The sequence below is a fragment of the Citrobacter meridianamericanus genome (assembly GCF_041320245.1).
Taxonomy (GTDB): domain Bacteria; phylum Pseudomonadota; class Gammaproteobacteria; order Enterobacterales; family Enterobacteriaceae; genus Citrobacter; species Citrobacter meridianamericanus.
In genome coordinates, this window is record NZ_CP101036.1 from 2,697,462 (window position 1) to 2,719,690 (window position 22,229).

21 protein-coding genes and 2 pseudogenes are annotated in these 22,229 nt (G+C 44.6%); 6 read left to right on the top strand and 17 right to left on the bottom strand.

Features of this window, described 5'->3' with window-relative positions:
• Positions 1-130: 130 nt before the first annotated feature.
• Together NMD08_RS12950 and NMD08_RS12955 are read left to right on the top strand one after the other, a co-directional pair.
• The gene (locus NMD08_RS12950) at positions 131-499 is read left to right on the top strand and encodes a hypothetical protein (protein ID WP_061549796.1); all 369 of its coding nucleotides are present in this window, start codon (positions 131-133) and stop codon (positions 497-499) included.
• A gap of 146 nt (positions 500-645) precedes the next feature.
• A complete protein-coding gene (locus tag NMD08_RS12955) occupies positions 646-960 on the top strand; it encodes a hypothetical protein (RefSeq protein WP_370618204.1) in 315 nt (104 codons plus the stop codon).
• A 41-nt stretch (positions 961-1,001) separates the two neighbouring features.
• Here NMD08_RS12955 and NMD08_RS12960 read toward each other — a convergent pair whose 3' ends face one another.
• Both NMD08_RS12960 and NMD08_RS12965 read right to left on the bottom strand, forming a co-directional pair.
• The gene (locus NMD08_RS12960) at positions 1,002-1,970 is read right to left on the bottom strand and encodes an IS5-like element IS903B family transposase (RefSeq protein ID WP_013815099.1); all 969 of its coding nucleotides are present in this window, start codon (positions 1,968-1,970) and stop codon (positions 1,002-1,004) included.
• Between the two features lie 31 nt (positions 1,971-2,001).
• Positions 2,002-2,373 (bottom strand): annotated as a pseudogene (locus NMD08_RS12965) (IS5/IS1182 family transposase); the annotation flags it as partial.
• A gap of 116 nt (positions 2,374-2,489) precedes the next feature.
• Between NMD08_RS12965 and NMD08_RS12970 the strand changes: the two are divergent.
• Entirely contained in the window at positions 2,490-6,788 is a 4,299-nt protein-coding gene (locus NMD08_RS12970) for a hypothetical protein (protein ID WP_370618206.1), read from the top strand.
• Here the strand turns inward: NMD08_RS12970 and NMD08_RS12975 are convergent.
• Positions 6,741-7,049, bottom strand: a pseudogene (locus NMD08_RS12975) (hypothetical protein); the annotation flags it as partial. The gene NMD08_RS12970 and the pseudogene NMD08_RS12975 sit on opposite strands and share 48 nt — an antisense overlap.
• A 62-nt stretch (positions 7,050-7,111) precedes the next feature.
• On the opposite strand from NMD08_RS12975, the gene NMD08_RS12980 reads away from it, so the two are divergent.
• Positions 7,112-8,232, top strand: a protein-coding gene (locus tag NMD08_RS12980; protein WP_174329286.1) for an IS3 family transposase whose coding sequence is annotated in 2 segments (ribosomal slippage) — positions 7,112-7,370 and positions 7,370-8,232 — 1,122 coding nt in all. Because the reading frame shifts where the segments join, the coding sequence is not laid out codon by codon here.
• A gap of 111 nt (positions 8,233-8,343) precedes the next feature.
• Complete coding sequence (locus NMD08_RS12985) at positions 8,344-9,096, top strand: hypothetical protein (RefSeq protein ID WP_126296796.1); 753 nt, start codon at positions 8,344-8,346, stop codon at positions 9,094-9,096.
• A gap of 243 nt (positions 9,097-9,339) precedes the next feature.
• Here NMD08_RS12985 and NMD08_RS12990 read toward each other — a convergent pair whose 3' ends face one another.
• The gene (locus tag NMD08_RS12990; RefSeq protein ID WP_047668715.1) at positions 9,340-9,636 is read right to left on the bottom strand and encodes a helix-turn-helix domain-containing protein; all 297 of its coding nucleotides are present in this window, start codon (positions 9,634-9,636) and stop codon (positions 9,340-9,342) included.
• A 306-nt stretch (positions 9,637-9,942) separates the two neighbouring features.
• Positions 9,943-10,503 (bottom strand): hypothetical protein, encoded by a 561-nt coding sequence (locus tag NMD08_RS12995; protein ID WP_042718066.1) that lies wholly within the window; start codon positions 10,501-10,503, stop codon positions 9,943-9,945.
• A gap of 97 nt (positions 10,504-10,600) precedes the next feature.
• Here NMD08_RS12995 and NMD08_RS13000 point away from each other — a divergent pair, with 97 nt between their 5' ends.
• Complete coding sequence (locus NMD08_RS13000) at positions 10,601-10,933, top strand: helix-turn-helix domain-containing protein (protein WP_072643677.1); 333 nt, start codon at positions 10,601-10,603, stop codon at positions 10,931-10,933.
• 196 nt (positions 10,934-11,129) lie between these two features.
• Here NMD08_RS13000 and NMD08_RS13005 read toward each other — a convergent pair whose 3' ends face one another.
• From NMD08_RS13005 to NMD08_RS13060, 12 genes are all read right to left on the bottom strand, one after another.
• Positions 11,130-11,573 (bottom strand): hypothetical protein, encoded by a 444-nt coding sequence (locus NMD08_RS13005; RefSeq protein WP_042718069.1) that lies wholly within the window; start codon positions 11,571-11,573, stop codon positions 11,130-11,132.
• Entirely contained in the window at positions 11,573-13,936 is a 2,364-nt protein-coding gene (locus tag NMD08_RS13010; RefSeq protein WP_370618210.1) for a hypothetical protein, read from the bottom strand. The genes NMD08_RS13005 and NMD08_RS13010 overlap by 1 nt, the downstream gene beginning before the upstream one ends.
• Entirely contained in the window at positions 13,933-14,907 is a 975-nt protein-coding gene (locus NMD08_RS13015) for a site-specific integrase (RefSeq protein ID WP_370618212.1), read from the bottom strand. The genes NMD08_RS13010 and NMD08_RS13015 overlap by 4 nt, the downstream gene beginning before the upstream one ends.
• Position 14,908: 1 nt before the next feature.
• Positions 14,909-15,484 carry a hypothetical protein gene (locus NMD08_RS13020; protein WP_370618214.1) on the bottom strand — a complete coding sequence of 192 codons (576 nt, stop codon included), beginning with the start codon at positions 15,482-15,484 and terminating at the stop codon, positions 14,909-14,911.
• Positions 15,481-16,842 carry a site-specific integrase gene (locus tag NMD08_RS13025; protein WP_174329290.1) on the bottom strand — a complete coding sequence of 454 codons (1,362 nt, stop codon included), beginning with the start codon at positions 16,840-16,842 and terminating at the stop codon, positions 15,481-15,483. The genes NMD08_RS13020 and NMD08_RS13025 overlap by 4 nt, the downstream gene beginning before the upstream one ends.
• 637 nt (positions 16,843-17,479) lie before the next feature.
• A complete protein-coding gene (locus NMD08_RS13030) occupies positions 17,480-17,734 on the bottom strand; it encodes a hypothetical protein (protein ID WP_370618217.1) in 255 nt (84 codons plus the stop codon).
• 10 nt (positions 17,735-17,744) lie between these two features.
• Entirely contained in the window at positions 17,745-18,962 is a 1,218-nt protein-coding gene (locus NMD08_RS13035; RefSeq protein WP_370618219.1) for a type II secretion system protein GspD, read from the bottom strand.
• Positions 18,959-20,026 (bottom strand): zonular occludens toxin domain-containing protein, encoded by a 1,068-nt coding sequence (locus NMD08_RS13040; protein ID WP_370618221.1) that lies wholly within the window; start codon positions 20,024-20,026, stop codon positions 18,959-18,961. Before NMD08_RS13040 ends, NMD08_RS13035 begins: the two co-directional genes overlap by 4 nt.
• Positions 20,027-20,035: 9 nt before the next feature.
• Positions 20,036-20,326, bottom strand: a complete 291-nt coding sequence (locus tag NMD08_RS13045; RefSeq protein WP_370618223.1) for a DUF2523 family protein — start codon at positions 20,324-20,326, stop codon at positions 20,036-20,038.
• 10 nt (positions 20,327-20,336) lie between these two features.
• Positions 20,337-20,684, bottom strand: a complete 348-nt coding sequence (locus NMD08_RS13050) for a hypothetical protein (RefSeq protein WP_370618225.1) — start codon at positions 20,682-20,684, stop codon at positions 20,337-20,339.
• A complete protein-coding gene (locus NMD08_RS13055; protein ID WP_370618227.1) occupies positions 20,684-20,914 on the bottom strand; it encodes a hypothetical protein in 231 nt (76 codons plus the stop codon). The genes NMD08_RS13050 and NMD08_RS13055 overlap by 1 nt, the downstream gene beginning before the upstream one ends.
• A complete protein-coding gene (locus NMD08_RS13060) occupies positions 20,914-21,909 on the bottom strand; it encodes a hypothetical protein (RefSeq protein ID WP_370618229.1) in 996 nt (331 codons plus the stop codon). Before NMD08_RS13060 ends, NMD08_RS13055 begins: the two co-directional genes overlap by 1 nt.
• Between the last annotated feature and the right edge of the window lie 320 nt (positions 21,910-22,229).

The following is a 22,229-nucleotide window of genomic DNA, read 5'->3' on the forward strand; positions in this document are numbered from 1 at the left end:
GTTCCCGGTATCAGTTGAACGCCGGGATGAAATAATTATTCACCCCAGCTACAAAGAGCTTTTTATTGTTCAGAAAATGTCGTGGTATAAAACTTATGTTTTAAACTTGGTGATAGTCACGGAAAAAGATATGAAAATTAAAAACATCGTATTGGCAGGAGTAATATCACTGGTATTTCCTGTTCATGCCAGTGAAAAACAGTATAAAAAAAGTGATCCAGTACCTGTCTGGGGACACGCAACAGCTGTTTCAAGGATGTGTGATGAACTTCTCGGAGAAACTGAATCAGTTAAGATGAGAGATGGAGCCACTAAAATATTAAACGAGACTCTTAACAGATTACCTGATACTAAAGTGTCTGATGAAGGGGGAAATGTAATCGAGGCATTTGTCACACGCTCCAGGTCCCCGTCTGACATACCTTCGCGTTGCGAAATCAGTGTTAATACGAGATACTGGGAAATCGTTCAAGCCCAAAAGCGAACAGATGCTAATTGACTCTAAAAAATTATTTCGCCCGTTACTCCGTTGTCTCAAAAAAACATCTGGCTTAATGAGTCATTCAACCTCTATCTAATTTCCTCTTAAAAGCAGCCAAAGTAAACAAACATACAGCAACCACTCGATTAATTAGCGGAAAATCCATGTACAACAAGATCAAAATAGAAGCACACTCACAATCCATAAATAAAGTTGTGAACCGGTTTGAAGGCGAGTTTGATGTCAAAGCCGAAGGCATGATCCCAACGGAAAAATTAGAGAGCCTGATTGCTCAACTGAAACGCAAAGCGACAAATGGCGGTGATGATATTGACGCACTTATTCTTGAAGCGTTCTCTATTGGTGTGAGGGCTGGCTTTTACCGCGCTCTTTCCCGATTTGCAGATGGAAAAATAAAAACCCGCAAAGTGCCCAACAAAGAAGAATGGGTTTTACATTCAAGCGGCTTTGTTGAATAAATCAGATTTCGGGTAAGTCTCCCCCGTAGCGGGTTGTGTTTTCAGGCAATACGCACGCTTTCAGGCATACCTGCTTTCGTCATTTTGTTCAGCGCTCGTACCAGGGCCATAGCCTCCGCAACCTGACCATCGTAGTCACGCAGCGTCAGTGAACCCCCGAACAGCTGTTTTACCCGGTACATCGCCGTTTCCGCTATCGAGCGACGGTTGTAATCTGTTGTCCATTTCCACCGCGCATTACTCCCGGTCATTCGCTGATTAGCCACTGCACGGTTACGGTCTGCATATTCACCGGGCCAGTAACCCGCGCCTTTTCGGGGCGGGATAAGCGCGCTGATTTTCTTACGCCGCAGTTCATCGTGACAGAGCCGGGTGTCGTAAGCGCCGTCTGCCGATGCTGCCCTGATTTTTCTGTGAGTCTGCCGGATAAGACCCGGGAAGGCTTCTGAGTCCGTCACATTGTTCAGCGACAGGTCTGCACAGATGATTTCATGTGTTTTACTGTCAACGGCGAGATGCAGCTTACGCCAGATACGGCGGCGTTCCTGGCCATGCTTTTTGACTTTCCACTCGCCTTCACCGAAGACCTTCAGCCCGGTGGAATCAATCACCAGATGCGCGATTTCACCCCGGGTGGGCGTTTTGAAACTGACATTAACCGACTTTGCCCGCCTGCTGACACAGCTGTAATCCGGGCAGCGTAGCGGAACGTTCATCAGAGAAAAAATGGAATCAATAAAGCCCTGCGCAGCGCGCAGGGTCAGCCTGAACACGCGTTTAATGACCAGCACAGTCGTGATGGCAAGGTCAGAATAGCGCTGAGGTCTGCCTCGTGAAGAAGGTGTTGCTGACTCATACCAGGCCTGAATAGCTTCATCATCCAGCCAGAAAGTTATGGAGCCACGGTTGATGAGGGCTTTATTGTAGGTGGGCCAGTTGGTGATTTTGAACTTTTGCTTTGCCACGGAACGGTCTGCGTTGTCGGGAAGATACGTGATCTGATCCTTCAACTCAGCAAAAGTTCGATTTATTCAACAAAGCCGTTTTGAAACTGACGTTAACCGACTTTGCCCGCCTGCTGACACAGCTGTAATCCGGGCAGCGTAGCGGAACGTTCATCAGAGAAAAAATGGAATCAATAAAGCCCTGCGCAGCGCGCAGGGTCAGCCTGAATACGCGTTTAATGACCAGCACAGTCGTGATGGCAAGGTCAGAATAGCGCTGAGGTCTGCCTCGTGAAGAAGGTGTTGCTGACTCATACCAGGCCTGAATAGCTTCATCATCCAGCCAGAAAGTTATGGAGCCACGGTTGATGAGGGCTTTATTGTAGGTGGGCCAGTTGGTGATTTTGAACTTTTGCTTTGCCACGGAACGGTCTGCGTTGTCGGGAAGATGCGTGATCTGATCCTTCAACTCAGCAAAAGTTCGATTTATTCAACAAAGCCGAGCGTACCTTAAAGACCGTCCGGCATTTACTCAAGGAAACCTCAAAGGGGTGGACTGTATTCCATAACAGCTTCCGTCTATTTGTGCTCTCCAAACCAAAGATAACACTGGGCAGTATAGATGAAACCTATTCACAACATATTTATCGTGAATTAGCTGAACTATCTCGTCATGCACCAGAGCATTCATTACAGTCCTGGCTAACACTGCGCTATCTCGCCCGGTCAGGAGAGCGTGATGAACTTCTGGTGCTCGCAACGCCAGCATATTTTCGACACCAGTTTGCACATGGACGTTCCTGTTCAGAGATTGATTCGGACATCCACTTGGCTCTGATTGCTGCACGTTCCACGTATGATGGTGTAATTGCCACACGGTTGCTACTTTGCCGTGAAGAGATATCCAGACGAACTCAAGCACTGGAGTATGCTAATGAACTTCCGCGCGCGATGTTAAAAGTTGGCGATATTGATGCGGCGATCTCTTTCGTCCAGGACTTTCCCAATGCGGGCTATGAAGTTGTTGACCTGCTTTTGGAACAGGGTGATTTTGACCGCGCGAAAGAACTGTTTGAGCACCTTGAGCCATTGTCTCACTTGCATACCCCCAGATTCGAGCACTATGGGGACTCGCATAATCTACAAGAATTCAAAAAATGGGCAAAACGAGTTTTTCACTTCCGCGACTCTGAGCAAATTAAGCAGGCAATAGACTATTTGACCGTTGAGGGGTTAAAACACGCCACAAGTGTATCAACAGATGAAAATATTACCTCTATTCGCGAACAGTTAAAGTGGACAGTGGTCGAGGCAATTGTTAACTGGCAAGCAGACGTTAATATTCAGGATACCTGCAATCAGTATGGCATTCATGAGCAAGAGATACCGGTTTTGATGACTCAGGCTGGATTTACTGCTAGAGACAGAGGAAATAATATCTTAGCATTGGAATTATTTAAGACTGCCATGGCATTGTCTGATTTTAATGATGTTTCTAATGGCGGGCGAAGATCGATTGCATTATTTTATGCCACCTCGGGTTGCACCGATCTGGCTTCAATATTATTCGAAAACCTTTTTGCACCTGCAATTTCGATGGGAGACAATGAATTAGAATCAACAAAAGCACTGACTCTTGCAGCCATGGAACATGCGCAACTTTGCGTTTTGCTCGGCAAATCCCTGCCCGACGTAGTCACCTCCACACACGCTATCTTACGACCGCTGCAGACACATGCTTCAGAAACGGGACGCTTGTTGGGGCTGTCCATAATAAATGCATCATGCATTCCTTCTGGAAATATTCAAATGGTCTGTCGCATGGTGATGAGATATGTAATGCAACTCAATAGCCATTCTGGAAACGATACCTATCAGGCTCAATTGGCATTGACAGCTACATCACCACTGATTTGTACATTAATTAAAATTTCTGCGCTGCGTGGTAAGGTCGAATATAATTCAGTACTAAATGAAATTGATAATGTAATGCCTGCTTTAATATTAAAAGGCAATACACTACTCCGGCGTGAAATAGCATTGGCAATGTATCAGGCTGACGGTGACCGTGAAAGGGCGGCCGCCAGACTTGAGCATATGGTAAACGAGTTGGTAGAAAATACACCTAGCGAACAACTCGAGACCCTGTCAGTTCTGGCAAACAGCTTTGCTGCAATTGGTGATGTTGACCGGGCACTAAACTTACTTGCTTCGATACATGACCACTGTTTAGGCTACGCTCTGGCAGCGCGTAAGGACCCTTTATACTCTGTCTGGAAAGACATATTGATTTTGGCCAATGCGGCAGACCCAGAACACCGTGCTCAACGAATAGGTCAGTTGATACGACAGGTTGATGGTATGAAGGAAACCGAGGGAGCATCTGCCGCATATCGTTTGACAGAAGTGTTAATCAATGAAGCAATGCGTATGAATGCGCACAGTGGTTATACCGTGGCACAGAAACTCAGCAACTGGGGGCTGATTCCATGGCCAAATCAGGTAAATGAACTGGTAATTGGTATGCTAGAACGCCGTCCTGAAATGGTGTTTCTCTGTACACCAATTTGGTGCGGGCTATGCCTTCCATTCTACATTGAACCCTATTATCGTGACCCTACACATGTAGGCAATTATATTGACGTTGCTGCAAATGCAGCGGGGCCTTCATCGATTGCCAAACTGGTATCAATTCTATTACCGGCAATCCAGGTTCATAGTCGAGCTCACGAGCGACTCACACTATTAAATCGCCTGAGCAAGGCGGCATTGAGACACGGTTATACCGATAACCAACTTGATAATGCCATTACTCGATGGACTTCAGAGGCCCCCGAAGCCCGCCGCTCCTACACGCCACAAAAGTACGACGAGGCTTCAACCCTTGACGAACTTCAACAGGCATTTGAATCAAATGATTCAGAACCTGAATATCATGCGCCTTATCGTTTTTGTGAGCTTGCAAAGTCCGCCGCATTAGACAAGGTGGTGAAAATGTATGAGCGCTGGCATTGCCTGCAGTCGGATGCACGTTGTCGTTTTTTGGTTGCAGAGCGGCTAGTTAATGCGGGGGACACTACGTTAGCCAGAAAATTAGTTGATGATTACGATACCAGTAGTGACCGGGAGATGTCATGGAGCCAATGGTTAGGAGGAAATCGATTCCGTCTCTTCCGCGCGCGTAAGCTACTCGATGGCGCAGCAATTCATCATGAAGCATATGAAGACTTCATCAGTTCAATTGTGGCGGGGAAAGAAAGCACCATGTCGTTGCTAACAGATATGGCCGACATTCTTCCTGTGATCTGTGAGTCGCCAGACTGGCCCGCCGTTTGGTCTATCTTAGCAGAGCAGATGTCTTTCACTCGCGAACACCGTATTGGTGAAATTTTCGAATTTGAGAATGAAAATATAACCGACGAAGAGTTACTCGCGGAATTGCTCCATTTTTCATTACGATTGCCTATCACCGAAGCTCGACAACATGCAGAGAAAACTGCACTAATTCTGGCGGAACATTCAACAGGAGGGCAAATCGTATTTGAGCACACTATCACACGACTCCTGACTGGCCCCCTTGATGAACCACTCCAGGCATTGCAAGTTTTGCTTTTGCTAAAACAGAACCACTTTGCAGCTGAAATTGGTGATTTAGTCTCTGGCCTTACGAATCATCGTGATATAGCTGTTGCTGAAGCTGCGTGCTTGCTAGCACAATATTGGCAGCTACCTATATCGATTGATTTTCATCCGTTGCCGTTGACATATCGATTGGCACTCGACGGAGACCCTGATCATGAACATGCTCTGTTAGATCCTGTGAGTGGGGCGATGCGTATTGAAGTCGACTTAGGATGGACGCAAATGCTTCGTCCCGTTGCAAGGAGACTTGCAGAGCTGGCTGATTGTGAGGAAATGAACATACGCCAGCGTGCCGCAACGTTTATCCAGCAATGGGGAGGGCTGGCAGCCTTTGGCCCTGGAGCAACAAAAAAGACCGAATCTCAGTTACGCACACTCTCAATGCAAATCTCCTATCTTAAGCCCCATGCTTACATTGGCATACTGGCACTTCGTCATGTCGCTGGAGAGCTGAGCTTGGCAGGCTTGCTTTCACCAAGGGATAAACCATCGCTACTGGAACAATTGGATGCAGCACTTCCGCCAGCACCTCGCCCTGAAATGCAAATCCGACCAACTGGCATTAGGCGACCGCTGAAAGTCAAGGATGCCCCGTGGAGTGAAGCTGAAGAAATGTGGACAAATTTGGTTGAAGAGGATGTAAAACCCTGGAGAGATCGTGCCGATGAATTCGTAATAGCCGAGGTTTCACAATTCAAAATGCATGATACCCGGCGAGCTGAATACCAGGTCTATCGAATTAGCGCACCTCAAATTCATATTTCTGATGCCAAATTCATGGCATGGTATCAAAGTTTGCCCGCAGTCGTTTGGCTGGGTCAAATGATCCCACTCGACGAAGACCTCGCACCGACAATAGTCAGACGTGTAGTCAGTTCCATCGGGACAATGTCTTCGCCGGGATATGCCATTGCATTATGCCCTAATATCCAGATGCATCTGGGATGGCATGAATGCAGCGAGATGCCTAATATTTATACCGACCAGAATTCAAAAGTCGTAGCAAGATTAGTGAATTGGCGAGACGCCGGACCAGTTGATATTGATGATGATTATATATGGGGGGAAGGTTGCTATCTGACGCTTTCCAAAGCAGGCTTGATACAAGTCCAGACTCTGTTTGGTGAGCTCACCGTACGTAATTTCGCAAGCAGATCTGTTCGGCAATTACGACAAGGCGAAGCGCAAATGATAAAGACAGCTCAGAATCTTTTCAGTACTACTTTCGACTCGCTGGATTAATGACACGATTTTGAGGAACCTCCTTATGGTAATCAGCGCATATTTATCATCAGTGGCCTTATCATCCAGCTTATCTTTTTGTTTTAAAGCGATTGTTTCCCGGTCTTTCCGGGTCAAATTAGTCTGATTGGTATAACGATCATCGGATACATATAGTAGTGCTACTAATCTGAAAGCATGATGGTTTACTAAATTTTGAATCTTAACGCTACGCCCCTTGTAGTTGGCTATGTTGGGATCGCCTAGCCGAGCTGACCTGCTCCCCGTTGATTAACACACCCCGATGTTAGTAATGTCTTCATAAGCCACATGAGGACATCCCCATGAAGAAGCGTTTTTCCGACGAACAGATCATCAGTATCCTCCGTGAAGCGGAAGCCGGAGTTTCTGCACGTGAGCTCTGCCGTAAGCACGCCATTTCAGACGCCACCTTTTACTCCTGGCGTAAGAAGTTTGGCGGCATGGAAGTCCCTGAGGTGAAGCGGCTTAAATCGCTTGAAGAGGAGAACGCCCGACTCAAGAAGTTGCTTGCCGAAGCCATGCTGGATAAGGAGGCGCTTCAGGTGGCTCTTGGGCGAAAGTACTGACGACAGACCAGAAGCGGGAAGCCGTAGTGTTGATGTGTGATGCGACCGGTCTGTCGCAACGTCGTGCCTGCAGACTGGCCGGTTTGTCCCTGTCGACCTGCCGTTATGACGCTCAGCGTCCATCTGCTGATGCTCATTTATCAGGGCGTATCACTGAGCTGGCGCTTGAACGCAGACGTTTTGGTTATCGGCGGATCTGGCAACTACTGCGTCGGGAAGGCCATCACGTCAATCACAAGCGGGTATACCGCATTTACCGCCTTAATGGACTGAGCGTAAAGCGCAGACGACGTCGTAAAGGGCTGGCGACCGAACGGTTTCCGCTTCTGCGCCCAGATGCGCCGAACCTGACCTGGTCGATGGATTTCGTTATGGACGCACTGGCCAACGGTCGGAGGATCAAGTGCCTGACCTGTGTGGATGATTTCACGAAGGAGTGTCTGACGATCACCGCCGCTTTCGGTATTTCAGGCGTTCAGGTTACGCGTATTCTGGACAGTATCGCGCTGTTTCGGGGCTATCCGGCGACAATAAGAACCGATCAGGGCCCGGAATTTACCTGCCGCGCACTCGATCAATGGGCCTTTGAGCATGGTGTCGAGTTACGCTTAATCCAGCCGGGCAAGCCAACGCAGAACGGATTTATTGAGAGCTTTAACGGACGATTTCGCGATGAATGTCTGAATGAGCACTGGTTCAGCGATATTGCTTATGCCAGGAAAACGATTAATGACTGGCGACAGGATTATAACGAGTGCCGACCACATTCATCGCTGAATTACCAGACGCCAGCGGAATTTGCAGCGGGCTGGCGAAACGGGAAATATGAAGAAAAACCAACCGACATTACTAACTGAGGGTTGTATCTAATCCAGGGGGCAGGTCAAGTACATACATTTGACTCTAGAAAAGTTATTCAATAATATCAACTATTCATGTAGTTAACCTTAAGCTAAATTTGGTTTGTTATGAATATTAAAAGTATCAATCCATTCGGTGTTCCACATGACATATGGAAAACACGCGAACCTACTAATGAAGAAAGTTTGGAAATGATAAAGCAAGGTATATGGAAACCTTGTGTGAGTATCAACGTACAGATTGATAAAACTATTTGCCATCCAATGGATGCGGCAGAGTTTCTAGCTGCAAACCAACATGAATCAAGGCTTGATAGGTTTGTTGCAAAATTTCTTGATACAAGTGATGAGTACTCGAAATGGTTAAGCCTAATGCCATCCTTTGTGCCTATTGAATTGCTAGATTATCAAGATTCATACCCGCCAAATGACTTTAATATTATTGATCAAGCAGTCAAGACATATGGGATATTACTCCCAGATGGACAATTCTTATTTCACGGCGGGCTATGGCCGAGTGATAAGCATGGTAATCCTTCCTCCACGTTTGTAACTGATAGAGTCCTGTCTACATCATTTTGCCCAAAGGTTGCTCTAAATAATGGAGAATGGAGGGGAAAAGCATGGGATGCTAACAGGCTGGATCTCATTGTTATAAAAACGAATGCAACTAAAACAAAGGCATTTGTCTATGATAAAGAATTAGCCGGGCATGGTCATGAGTTGGAGGTTTTGTTCGCAAAAGGGGCTACGTTAAAATTTATTTCTGAAAGTCAAGCATTAAAAAACAGAGTAGCTCACAAATATCAATGCGCCCCTAAAAATATCAACACATATGTTATATATGCAGAACTTTGCTGAAAAATTAAAAATTTAGTAAAAAGATGATGTCCATATCTCGGCACCAGGCGCAGGATAGTCAACGTGCCTTCATGTTATATTAAGTCCGCTTTTCGCTCACAGCGGACATTTAAACTGGTCAATTTATCCGCACCGAGCCAGAATCGGTCGTGGCTAAACAGTCTGAGTTGATCAATGGGGATACAGATCAAATGCTTAGAGGCGGTGCCTGATGTCTAGACCTATCAAATAGGCTTGCTCCTATCACCATTCCTCACGCCTTGCCGGTGAATCAAACTCCTTTTCTACAAAATTCGTAGGCTTTGTATAAGTTGAAAGAGGTGCAGAACTGAGCGAAATCTCCACCCCTAAAATATTTAACACTTTGTATAGACGCTCAAAACTTGCTTTTGAAGGATTTGCTTCAAGGCGAGCATAAGTCTGCTGAGTTACACCCAACATGGCAGATAATTCTCTTTGAGTTAATCCTTTTGATTTACGAAAACCAATTAAAAGTGGACGTAACTGGCTTAGAAGTCTAACGGGAAAAATAGTATCCATAAGTACGTGGCCATATCGATGTCTTCATAATAAATTCAATCCTCGTAAAAAACAGCCTGTAAGGTGTTTTATTACTTTACAGTTTAAAAGGTGTAAGGATGAACTCGTTGTTTAACTAGTACTGCTTGAATTTTAAAGGTTGCATCTCGCTCTGGCTGGGATTATATTTATTAAGGACTAGCATATAGTGGTGTACGCTGTTAACCTCATTGTAATGAGGCTGATCAGGGTATGAAGGGAGAGGGCGGACTCTGCTTCGCCCTCTCTCTTTCATGAACTTATTTAACTTTAAATGTTTTTTTAAAGTCATTGCTTTATTGCAATGGTTTTATTAAAAATCCCAATCAATGTGTTTATTTTTTCATTTATCTTAATTTGCTTTTTCTCTTGTTCGAGAGAAAGTTTCCTGAATTCATTTTCCCTGCTCGGCACGGCAATTATCAATTCTTCATAAATCTCCTTTGCTCCTGATACTTTTTCCAACTCGCTGCTGTATTTTTCAATAAGAGTTCTTATTTGAATGTTTACATTGCTATGTTCATGACTGGTAGCACTTGAAATAAATTGACAGGGGCTTTTTTTGGGTGCCTCAATTAACTCTACGTTTTCTTTTACGACATTGAATTCAGATGTAGCTGAGTATAAATATTGATACGCACCTAATTTTCTTACTTTATTTAACAATCCCTTTCTAACCAGACCTTGAATTTGGTTATAAGCAAAAGCTTTTGCCTTTAAATAATTTTTCGGAAGCGAAAATCGCTCGATAAGAATTTTCGCTACTTCGTTACTGGTGAAGTTATCTTTGCCAATATAGATGATTGCAGAAAATATGTACGACTCAGGGTTGGTTACTCTACTATTCATATCACTAAAAAAAGGCTGTTAACTTAGGATTGCTAAGTATACAACAATGACAGATACTTAGACAATCTAAGCATCCGAGGCCGATGAAGATGATTCAGTGTCAGAAAAAAAACCGATACCAGAACGACTTAAAGAAGCGAGATGCAGGGCGGGACTATCACAGCGCTCTCTGGGGCTACTTATTGGCTTTGATCCCGCATCGGCTAGTAGTCGTATGAATCACTATGAGAAAGGGCGCCATGTCCCCGACATTGATACGCTTCGACGGATGGCGGCAGAGTTAAACGTGCCGTTGAACTACTTTTTTTGTGATGATCAGACGACAGCAGAACTTGCATTACTCATATCCCGAATGACAGAGGAAGAGCGAAGTAAACTTATCGAAGCACTCAAAACGTCTTCAGGTGACAACACTGCTGACAAAAAATGATGTTGTACAAACGCCTGCTAAACTTTTTGAAGGTAACAAAAGTGCAGTGCAATAAACCAAGCAGGGCATTACAGTAGTAGACGCCTCTGAGAAAATGGACTCTAATGAGTGGGCGTTGAAAGTTGCAATGCTCATCTTTCGAATAGAGCAAGGTGTTTATTCATGAGTTCGTAGTGCGAATATACCGCTATATCTATCATTGATCTTTTTTCCTTTTGTGTAATTCCATGATCAAATGCGGAGCAAGAAGGCTTTCTACCGGTATAACCGTATTGACTTTTACCGCTTTGACAATTTCAATCAATGACAAGGTATTCTGAGCTAGTTGTTCGCGAAGCTCTTTATTCTCTTCCTGTAACTGCTGATTACGACCAAGCAAGGCCTGCCGAGTCTTACGGTTCACATACTGCTGTTTTTCTTTGGGACGAAGATTCAGAGGCGATAGTTGTTGATCGACATAGGCTGCAATAAGACGCCTTCGTTCAATGTTACTTAATGTACTTAAGCCACCATTAATGATTCCTTTTGATTTAAGTCTGGCATGTAAGTTTTTAGCTGAAATAGGCGATTTATCAAACCCTTCAATCAACATCAACTGGAGTTCATGCTCTATCTGAGTATCCAATTCTTTACCACGCATTAGTTTTCTTCCTCTTTGTTTTTATGGTGCTCAAGGGCAAATAATTGAGCTAATGTACGAATTTCACCTTCCACTTTTATCTCTCCAGACAGAATCTCTCGAGCAGAGAGAACTTGTAACAAGTTTGAGCGCCTGCGTAATTGCTCGCTTAAGGCATCCAGGTGAGTTAGATTTTCTTCGATATTGCCTTGTATTAACTGGTTGTCTGGAAGGGCCGCGATATACTGTTCAAAAGCGAGCGAAGCCTCGTTTAATGCCCGACCTTTTACTGCAATAGTTGAGTATTCATCAATACGACCTGTCAACGTGAAATGCTCACAGGGTTTCAATGCTTGGCACTTCATTCGATAAGGGCATCCCCACAAGTTAACGTCTCTCATGCAGGAGCCCAGTTTTAATGGATGCAATACCGCATGCCTTTGTACCATCTCTGACGCTTGTAATGGCCCTTCATTTTTACTGATTTCCTCGAACGCAGCGGCTATGTCTTCGAATAATCCATCCCCTGACGACGCTTCAATGAAACCAGCAACATCGTTACGATCATCAAAGGTATGCAGGTTTGCCTTTATGTTGGTTTCCAGAGTTTGGGTACTATTAAACGTCATTAAATCGCTTTGCTTTACCATATCGAGAGGTGAATCAACGTTAACAGCAGTAAATGCTGACTGCTCCGGTACGGTTCGAACTAAAGGGGTTAGAGAAGCTGCTTTTCGCCGTTCCTTGAGAGCCAGGTGCTGATAATGCTGATTTTGAGTAATATCAACACGCCCCATCAACATCGCTTGTAAGTGGTCTGAGATCTCTGCAATTGCGAGAAAAGTATTAATATTGTGTCGAGGGATATGCGTTCGGAGCTGAGTAGGGCGGCCGTCATCTTCAAGCAACCTGTATTTGCTGAAAACAGATACATAGCCAGCAACGTTACCTAGAAATTTGTTTAGGCCGTTATTATTTAGAGGTAGTGGCGTGGCTTTTAGTTGCAATACTCTCTTGAGAGTCAGTGATCCTTTGGGGAAAAGGAACAATAGCTCTTCATATTTAATCTCATATCTTTTGCCATTTTCTGCCCATGCATGAGTACAGGGAGTATTTGCACTGTTATCACCGAATTCACTTTTAAGAAAATGACTAAGATCAGACTTTGTAAAATATTTTTCTTTTTCATTACCTGATTTAAGGATGACTTTTGCCGGTATAAAGCCACGTTTCTCTAATGCTTTCGAAGCTTTATCACGTAAGCCTGCACGCCCCCGAAGCTCTGATGAGGATTGGACTATGTATTTTACAATATCATCAAGCTCAACGAGTTCACTGGTAATATCACTGATTGGCTTTGGTAAATAATCAGAAAATTTTTTTGATCGTAAATATTCGATATGTTTGCGAAACTCAGCTGTTAGTAACCTCACCGACTTAAATATATTTTCGACCAGAGGTACAGCTAAAGGCTCGACCCAATGCGTTCGTTCGCCAGCCCCCTTAACACCAACATAGCGTATGCCAAGAAAATAATCTGGCAATCCTTTATTCCGCAGACGTTTGCTGAGGTCAGAGTTATCTATATGTCGTTTGACCAAGGCATCCTGTCTGAGATTGAATGCCTCAACAGAACGGAATCCAGTGACGATCAGTAACAGAAGACAATTGAGGGCAATCTTTTCAGTACCGCTTTCAACTCGCTGGATTAACGACACGATATTGAGGAAACCTTTAATGGTAATCAGTGTATCTTCACCATCAGTGGAAGTATCATCCAGTTTGTCTTTTTCTTTTAGTGAGATTGTTTCCCGGGCTTTCCGGGTCAAATTAGTCTGATTGGTATAACAATCATCGGAAACATATTGCAATGTTACTAATGTGAAGGCGTGATGGTTTACTAATTTCTGAATCTTAACACAACGCCCCTTGTAGTTGGCTAGGTTGGTATCACCTGGCCGGGATGCTGCACTCAGAGTATCCATTGCGCTACGTACGACATCTGTAGTCAGATAGATGGGATGTGTTTGCCCAGTTAACTTAATGAGAGCGCAGTACCATCGTTTCAAAATAATCAGCGTTGCGACAGCAACCGCAGAGGAAATACTGCGATTTCTCCCTCGATAGACGAGTACCAGCATCGCTTTCATGAATAACTGATAAGGCTCGGATACTGTATGGCGATCATCGATCCCTTTGAGCCGGTTAACCTCATCAAAACGTAATAAATTAGCCCCATTGCCACGTAACCAGCCGGAGCCTTTGATCCCACATATCCAGACAAAGCTATCCCATGATTCTGCAAAATCTGCTGCCAGATTCTCTTCGAACCAAGCTTTCTGTTCTATGATAAAAGTCTCAAAGTTCGCTATATTTTTTTTCATTTCCCACAACCTCTGACGTTATGCAAATGACAACGGGCAATCACTGACTTGATTTCTATTTGCGTCGTCTCGTGGATAGAAATTAGTGGATTGAGAGCATTACCAACACTATCTGATACTGCTATCAGCTCATCGACTTCTTTAGAGACGCTATTCAATACGCCCTGGTGATGGCCATCAAGGAAAGGGCGGTAATATAAGCAACCATAGCAGCAACGAACTTCACAGAAGGGGCATTCATCATCGGTTCTCGCACAGCCACCGATCTCATAGTGTAATCGATCACCAACCATACCAACCACGCGTCGACCTTCCCATTCTTTTGAAGGAACTAGTTTCCCAGTATGCATCATAGCCACCATGTTTTGCCACACAGGGTTAGAACCGAGTGCTTTAGCACGGATCAATGCCAAGGCTGGGGTCGCACGGATGTAGTGCTTTGCTACAACCAGAGATGAATGGCCGAGAATGTGAGCAATTTCCTCTGCACTAGCGCCCTGCATTGCAAGTGAGTGACCAACGTTGTGGCGCAAATCAGTTGATGTTATTGAAGGTAGGGCGGCTTCACCGCACGATACGGCAAACTGGTAATCTTGTGGGCTAAAGGATAGAATCGTTTGGCTAATCGACTGAGAAACAAATTTAGGCGCTGATCCCCCCATATTAAACATTTTATCGGTAGGTAATAATCTGGCTTCATCTATATAATGCTTAACCAGTGCACCTATTTCTGGCGGGAGCGCCAGAATCAACCGATCCGTAGTGACGTGCCTTTGTTTAGCATAAGGTAAAAGTACGCTATAACGAACCAACCCTGTTGTCGTATTGCAAGTATCGATTCGAAAGTCACCAGCAGCCAATTTAGCTAACTGAACCGGACGACTACCTGTGACATAACTTAGCCCCAGAACAGTGGCATTGCGAAGGTCCACCAGATTGTATTTTCTGCCTCGTGAGATAGCGGCAGCCATTTCAAAAATGGCCTTTGCTGATCATGTTCTTTTCAAATGGGTCAAGAATATTATCTATGTTTTGATATACATTCCAATCATTTGAATTAGGGCGAGGGATCAATTCAAGGTCTTCGTAGTCATCTAAAGTAAAACCCGGAAATTCATCTACACAAAGAATTTTCAGACCAAAAACAATACAAAAAAAATAAGTCGGCAATAAGTTTTCATTTTCAAGGAAAGAACTTAACAATTTAAAGTTAAACATTCCTTGCTTCGAAGCATATTCAATTGCGTCTAGCCATGCGCGATGCACACGATAAATAGTCCCAGGAGATTTTGATGATGCATAACGGTATAATATATACTTAATTAGTTTAGTCGTGTAATCATCCGTTTTGAAATTAATGTGTGACTGGCTACCTGAGTAATGGAACACCCAATCATTAGTCTCTGCAAATATATTCTTGTCATCAAAAACATCAGCTGACCTTAAGTGGATTTTTGAAGGGATGTAGAGACTTTTTATTTGTATCATTTGTTCACGTGAAAAAAAGACATGCTTATCTTCGCTTTCTATTACTGGGATTTTATTCATTTGATAACCTCCCTAAACGCTTGATGTATCAATGAAAAAAATTCATCCTCTGAGGAGTCAGCGGCAATACGTCTGACATTGGAAAAATTAGCTCGCTCAGAAAGAAAACGCCGGGCATAGAATTCTGGCATGCGGCTATTATGACTCCATCCACCTAAAAGACGAAGCTCATCTTTAGCTTCACTCATCAGACCTGCAATAGCGAAATCAACTCCGGCAAGCTTGCAATTTCTCATAACAGACTGATATTTAGCAGCATAAATTCTCTTTAAGATCAAATAAGCCCATGTATGGCGAGTTACGTGTGGGGTTATGCTAACTACAGAATCAATACTTTTTTCATCGCTGAATTGCGGGTACTCTTTTTTAAATACACAATCAATTTTTGAGAAAATATCATATATAGAGTGATATGATAGAGGAGGCAAGTTACTTTTTGTTGATGTGAATATGAAGTTATGAGAGGTATTTTTACTTATTTTATCAATGTATATTTTCAAGTGGTTGTAATCATTTATGTCTAACGCTAAAACTCGATGCGCCCATGAGTTTTTTAATGACGGCAATCGTTTTCTTGGATCTCTGACATCATCATCTACAGAGGTCACTATGATACTGAATTGTCCGCCTTGGATGTTAGGTTTAATTGAGTGTTTTTCTAACAGGAGCAATTCACTTACTCGCAAACCATAATTCAAAAGAAGACGACAGATTAAATAATTTCTGAATTGAACTTCTCCAGCAGGGAAGGGATTAAGAGGATTTGGCTTGAAAGACGATTCTGGTCTAATAATCTCATAAAATCTCCTGACCATGTCTGCTGTAAGGCTATTAAAATGTTTGTGTGAATGCTTTTGCTTGCTGGGTCGAAAATCAGAACGATAGGTCGACAAACGCTTGGATAATTGTAAAGCATAACGAGAAAGCTCTTTTGGGGTGCCATCCATATAACGAGGAGAAACGTAAGTATTGATCAGATAGTTTATAAAACGGCAGACTGCATGTACATGATTTATAGTCGTATTGTGCTTGCTAATTACTGCATATCCGAGTGTAGGCAACATAAGCTTTCCTGATTCAAGATAATGAAGAAATGCTTCAAGCTCACTAACCGCAATCGAAGGATTGTATCCAGACAATTGGAAGCTCAAACAGAAAGTGACACTATGTTTTTGATACCAGTACTCATAAAAAAACTTTAGAGCCTGTAGCGTAGATGACTGCGTGGATTCGGAACGTGAAGCTAAGCGATCAATGAGAAAGAGAAGTGGAAACAGAAGCGGTAAGTTAGTAGTGGTGTCAACCAATGTCCAAAGTCGCCGGTTAGGAGCAACGCTCAACTGGTCAAGTACATACATCTGAGACATCCTCAGAGAGGTTCGTGGATATGAAGAAAATAGCTCTTAAACATAATGCCAGCAAACTAAAGATTAAGAGGGGGCTTAACCCTATGATTTTATGCGAGCCATCTAAGTTCATGAAGTAAGTTAACAATCAACATGATTTAACATAATATACATTATGCGCACCACGGCTTATGTATGCCTGATATGGGAAAAATGAGCGCCGGTCATTCTGGTCAACAAATCCACCCCTCGTGAATAAAATCAGGTTCCGACGCTCATTTTTGTTCAGAAATTTTCAACGGACGATTTTGCAGCCCGTTTTCGCTAAGTTGATGATATTCATGAAATGGCGCCGCGCCGGTGATTCAGCTGCAGCGCAGTTGTCCACGAAATTTTTAACGCCAGTTGCACAAAAAAACTGAATCTCATTTTACATCACTTATATTTCTTTCCGTACCTTTCAAACCGTCTTTGCCTTATCCAGCACGACAAAGGATCTGCGCCAGGCTCAAGCCACCACGGACGAAAAATAAGTATCAGCATATATAAAACCAAAACGATACACGCTATCCAACAAAACGCTTCGAACCCCATCATTCACTCTCCTTGAGTTACGTTAAAATTTTTACGTATTATCCCGCCTGTTACGTCATTTTTTCACGTAACCGCACAGGCCACCACCGACGAACGCCGCGCACTGGAGACAATGAAACCAGAAAGAAAGCAGATAGCAAACCGTCAGAAGAAACACCAGTGTAATAGCAACAAAACAATAGGACAGCATCACATCACCCACTAACCATGATTGCAAAATCAGCATGATAAGCCCCCAAAATGAAAGAACCAGAATCTCAATAAAACCAAGCCATAAAAGAGAATCTAAAATCTCTGCTTTCTTAATCATATTAACCCCCTTACGCTTTTGTCGTGTGAACCTGCAACACAATCAGAATATCGGTTTTTGACTTCTCATCTGACGACGACATAAACGCTTTCGGCAGGAACGAAAAACCCGTTTTCGCGTCGCTGTCTTTTGTCTCTGCCAGGCCGCCTAATACGATAATGTCGCCCGACTTAACCGACACGAACGTGGACACTTCGCGCTTGAGCAATGTTGGTGAATCATTCACGCCCGTATCCGTTTTCACAAAGTTGCTCAGTTGCTGACTGATTTTGATATCCGTCACCGCGCCGCGCACGTCCGGTTTAACATCGAGGATCACACCCGCATTACGATACTCAATCGACTGATAAGACGAGTTCTGATTGCGATCGACACCGCCGAGGACAGGCACTTCCTGACCGACAGAAAATTGCGCCGAATAGCCGGACTTCACCCGCAGCCGTGGCGAACTGACCACGTGAAAACGGCTGTCAGTGCGGAACAACTCATACAGCGCATCAAGCGACGAACTACCGATACGAATAAAGTTTTCATAACCGCCCGTCAGATTACCGGTACTGATGGTCACTTTCCCGTTAAGCAGTTTGGCGGCAAGCGCGAGGCCGGAGCCGTTCCGCTCATTGGTCTGCACTTCAAACACATAGCCCGCAACATAAACCTCATCGCCAGCCGTATCGATTGACGGCAAAACCTGCTCCATACGGCGTATGTTTTCCCGCGTACCGTAAAAAACAAGCACGTCCCCTGCTCTGTTGAGATTATCCGAGGCGGTATCCGGCTTAATCTTATCCGGCGAAATATCAAAGTCGCCAACGCCCTGTTTAGCGCTGAAATTCCCCTCCACAAACGTTCTCAGGATCTCAGACAAATAAGACACACTGCGAAAACGGGGCTGATACACAAAGACCTCCCGCCGTGGTTCAGCCGCCGCAGCCGCTTTCACTGGCGCAACATAATCAGTCCCGTTTTTAGAATGGATTTTAATATTCAGGTTGCCAAAATAACGTTCAATAAATGCCCGTTCATCAATTTCCGGCGTGATGCGAAGCGAAACAAGACGCGGATCATTCGCCAGTTCCGGCGCGAGCATATACGGACGGCTGAATACTTCGCTGTAAATCAGGTTAATGGCTTCAGGCAATGCCACCCTGTTAAGTTCCAGTGAAACACCGGCTGCATGCAGACTACCGGAAATCAGTAAAAGCGCTGAAAATATAATCCCTTTCATTTTGATGCCCCTTTTGTTATCTGACCAGACCACACCGTTATTTTTTCGTTATCTATTTCACCGGACATAAACAGCCCGTTAAACGTGAATGAAGTAAGCGGTTCCGTTCTGACTCTCCCGTCAGTATTAATCAGCACAATAAAGCCAATATTATTTTTCACTAACCGCCCGCCGATACGCCAGTCAGCTGAAACCACAGGGCGCGGAGGCGGTGGCGGCGTGGGTGGCACCTGCGAAACCCCGCCCGCAGCCGCTGTTGTCTGGGTGACAGCAGCATCAGCCGTTTCTGATGGTGAAGATGCCAGCGAAAAGAATTTAATGGTGTAATAAACACCAAAGCATATAAAGGCCAGCGGTAATAAAATATAGAGAAAAACAAATTTAGGTTGTAATACGGATTCCCGCTTATCAACCGTTTGTTCATTACCGTTCACGCCATCATAGGATTTATAAAGCGGGAATATCTCCTTTTTATAACTGCACTGATAGGACTGAATACGGCTTGATTTTGTCAGCCTGACCCCTTCAAACACATCAACCCGATAACGCTTTGATAACCCCAGCGCCGTGAGTTTTGTCATTCTGAACGTCTTGGATGTACGGTCCTTAATAAAACGAGCCACCGTCGCCAGTGACTGATTCATAAAAACAAAGTCACAGGAAATCCCCGTTTCAGCGTCAGTAAAATGACGATGCTCTGCAAAAAACGAACGATGTTCATTACAGATAGCCGAATCTTTATCCCATAAACGGTGTATTTCATCGGCGATAATTAAATCACCTGGCTTACAGAACGTGTCAGCCACAGCTAAACCATCACGGCCTTTATACGGGAAAAAATCCCGCTTTTTCATGGCATCATCATCAACAACAATCAGTATCCCAAGCGCGTCACGGTCAGCCCTGAGTACATCCACGCAATAATCATACACAACGTCAGGCACGACACCGATAATGTTCGTAATGACCCGCCGCCCCGACAGAACGGCAGGCAACAGCACGTTAGCGACACACTCATACGACTTGCCGGAACCCGGTATGCCGATATAACCAGAAATTGCCATAACGCCCCCTTAATGCCCGACAACGGGTATCATCCCAATAATGAAGCGTGTCACCAGGGCGGAAAACACCACGGATAAGCCAAACGGTAATTGTGAGAGGTTGATAAAATACCAGGCAGTATCCGGTAACTGGTCAAAGAGTGAAATCAGGTTTGTGGACTCCGGCAGCAGCTTACTCACCACGCCCATAATTTCAGATATCAGGAAGGTTAACGCTCCAAAGATAATGGCCTTCATGGTGGCCTGTTTTAACACCCAGCCCAGCAGATAATTAATTGCAGAAACAAGAATACGGTACATAAAACACTCCTTATCGGACCAGAATAATGAGGCCCAGCATGGTCCAGCAAATAACAAAGAACAGGGCAATTAACTTTTTATTGTTCTCAGCCAGGATACAGAATGAATCCATCGAATAACTTTTATCGTAAAACGGGATATTAATTACCGGACACTGGACGGCATGAGTCGTTAACTCAAATTTCTGTAAAAACGGCATCACTGACGTAATCGGGGAAAGAATTTTATCGATAGTCCCGCCATCATCAAGGTCCGGCGACTGGATGCCAGGATCAGGACCAAAATCCACTTTGACCGATTCCTGTTTAGAGGCCATTTCATGACTGATATAGGCGTTCTGCGTGTCATCCCACTGCATTAAATGAATGGCATCCCCTTTACAGGCGTGAATAAATCCGCTGCGGTCGGGTTCAGGGAACGCTCATTCATCACCTGTGAAACCACCGCAGACGTGACAGACAAAGACGATGTGTAAGGTACGCCGCTGTAACCCTCATCCGCCGCCGCAGCCGCCCATGCGTTATTGAGCAGTAATGAAAACGCAGAGGCCAGCAGAGCAGTACGCCGCATTGACGCAGAGTAAGACATTAATAACGTGGCGTCCCCCTCAAAGGGAGAGCGGACAACATGACGCACCTCAGCAGGAAAATATAAAGGGGCATTAATACTGACAGTCTGCTTTCCCGATAAGGGGAAAATCCAAAAGACCTTTCGTCAGTCAGGGACGAACCGGAAACAGTACAGACACTCTTTCCGGTATAACCCGCCTCAAACTCATAAGAACTGTTCAGATAAACAGACTCACCATTAACACTGTAATCACTGTATCTTCCTTTCGGCGTCAGGGTTTTAGTGTTATCCAGCGTCAGCGTACACCCCGAATATTTCGGCGTCCCGTCACTGTCATAGGTATTCATCATAATGTTTTCATACTCAGCATGGCGCTGATAAATAATCTTATACGCCGCATCAGCATACAGGCCGGAATAAAAATCAACCACGCCCTGTGCCGTATCGGCAACGATATACCCGTTTTTATAACGGAGGGAATAAACATCCGCGCCCGCACTTTCTGCTATGCGGGCCACGCCCTTACTTTCAAACGTGTCAGAAACGATTTTCATACTGAATAACGGTAAAGGATTAAGCGATGACGCCTCCCCGTATTCACCCTCATAATACGTTCCGTCAGGCAGCGAGGAAACCCATGTTACTGACGCCGGATATTTTGAATACTCAGAGCTTAAATCATCCGCATTAAACATATTTATATTCACCACCCTGGCATTCAGGAATAAGTTTGCATATGACACCCCGTTCAGGCGGGAATATCGGGAGGGATTCAGGTTCAGGGATAACTTTTCGGACGCCCGTTTTATCGTTTGGGCATACGCATCAGGCGCGAGCACAGTGTCCTCTTTACCCTGGTAATATTTCACAGCCTGGGTAAGGGAAACGGAAAATGACACTGACAATAATTCATCTATCACGCCGGACGAATCCAGTATATTTCCATTCAGTAATGGCTCTGCTGTCGCCGAAAACGTCAGGCACAGCGGGATAACCGCATACAGTCTGTTCACTTTAACCCCCAAAAGATAAAGGCCAGGACAACACCCGCGCCCTGAACATTTTCATTTGCTGGCAGCATTTTATTTACCGTCCGTGTGTCAGGCCGGAAAGAACAGGCCAGAACTGACCTTAAACGCGTAAGTGCCACTCTCACCCTCAGTACACTTACGCTTCCTCGTTCACTAACTCGCGTCGCTCGGGACGTGAACTGCGGCGAGCGTTGCATTCTCACGCGTAATTTAATGTTGCGTAATTGCCTTAAAAAAGGAGGCCAGACAGCACCGGAGCCGGAAAGAAAAAACCGCCTGGCAAGGAAATGATTTTTACCCCG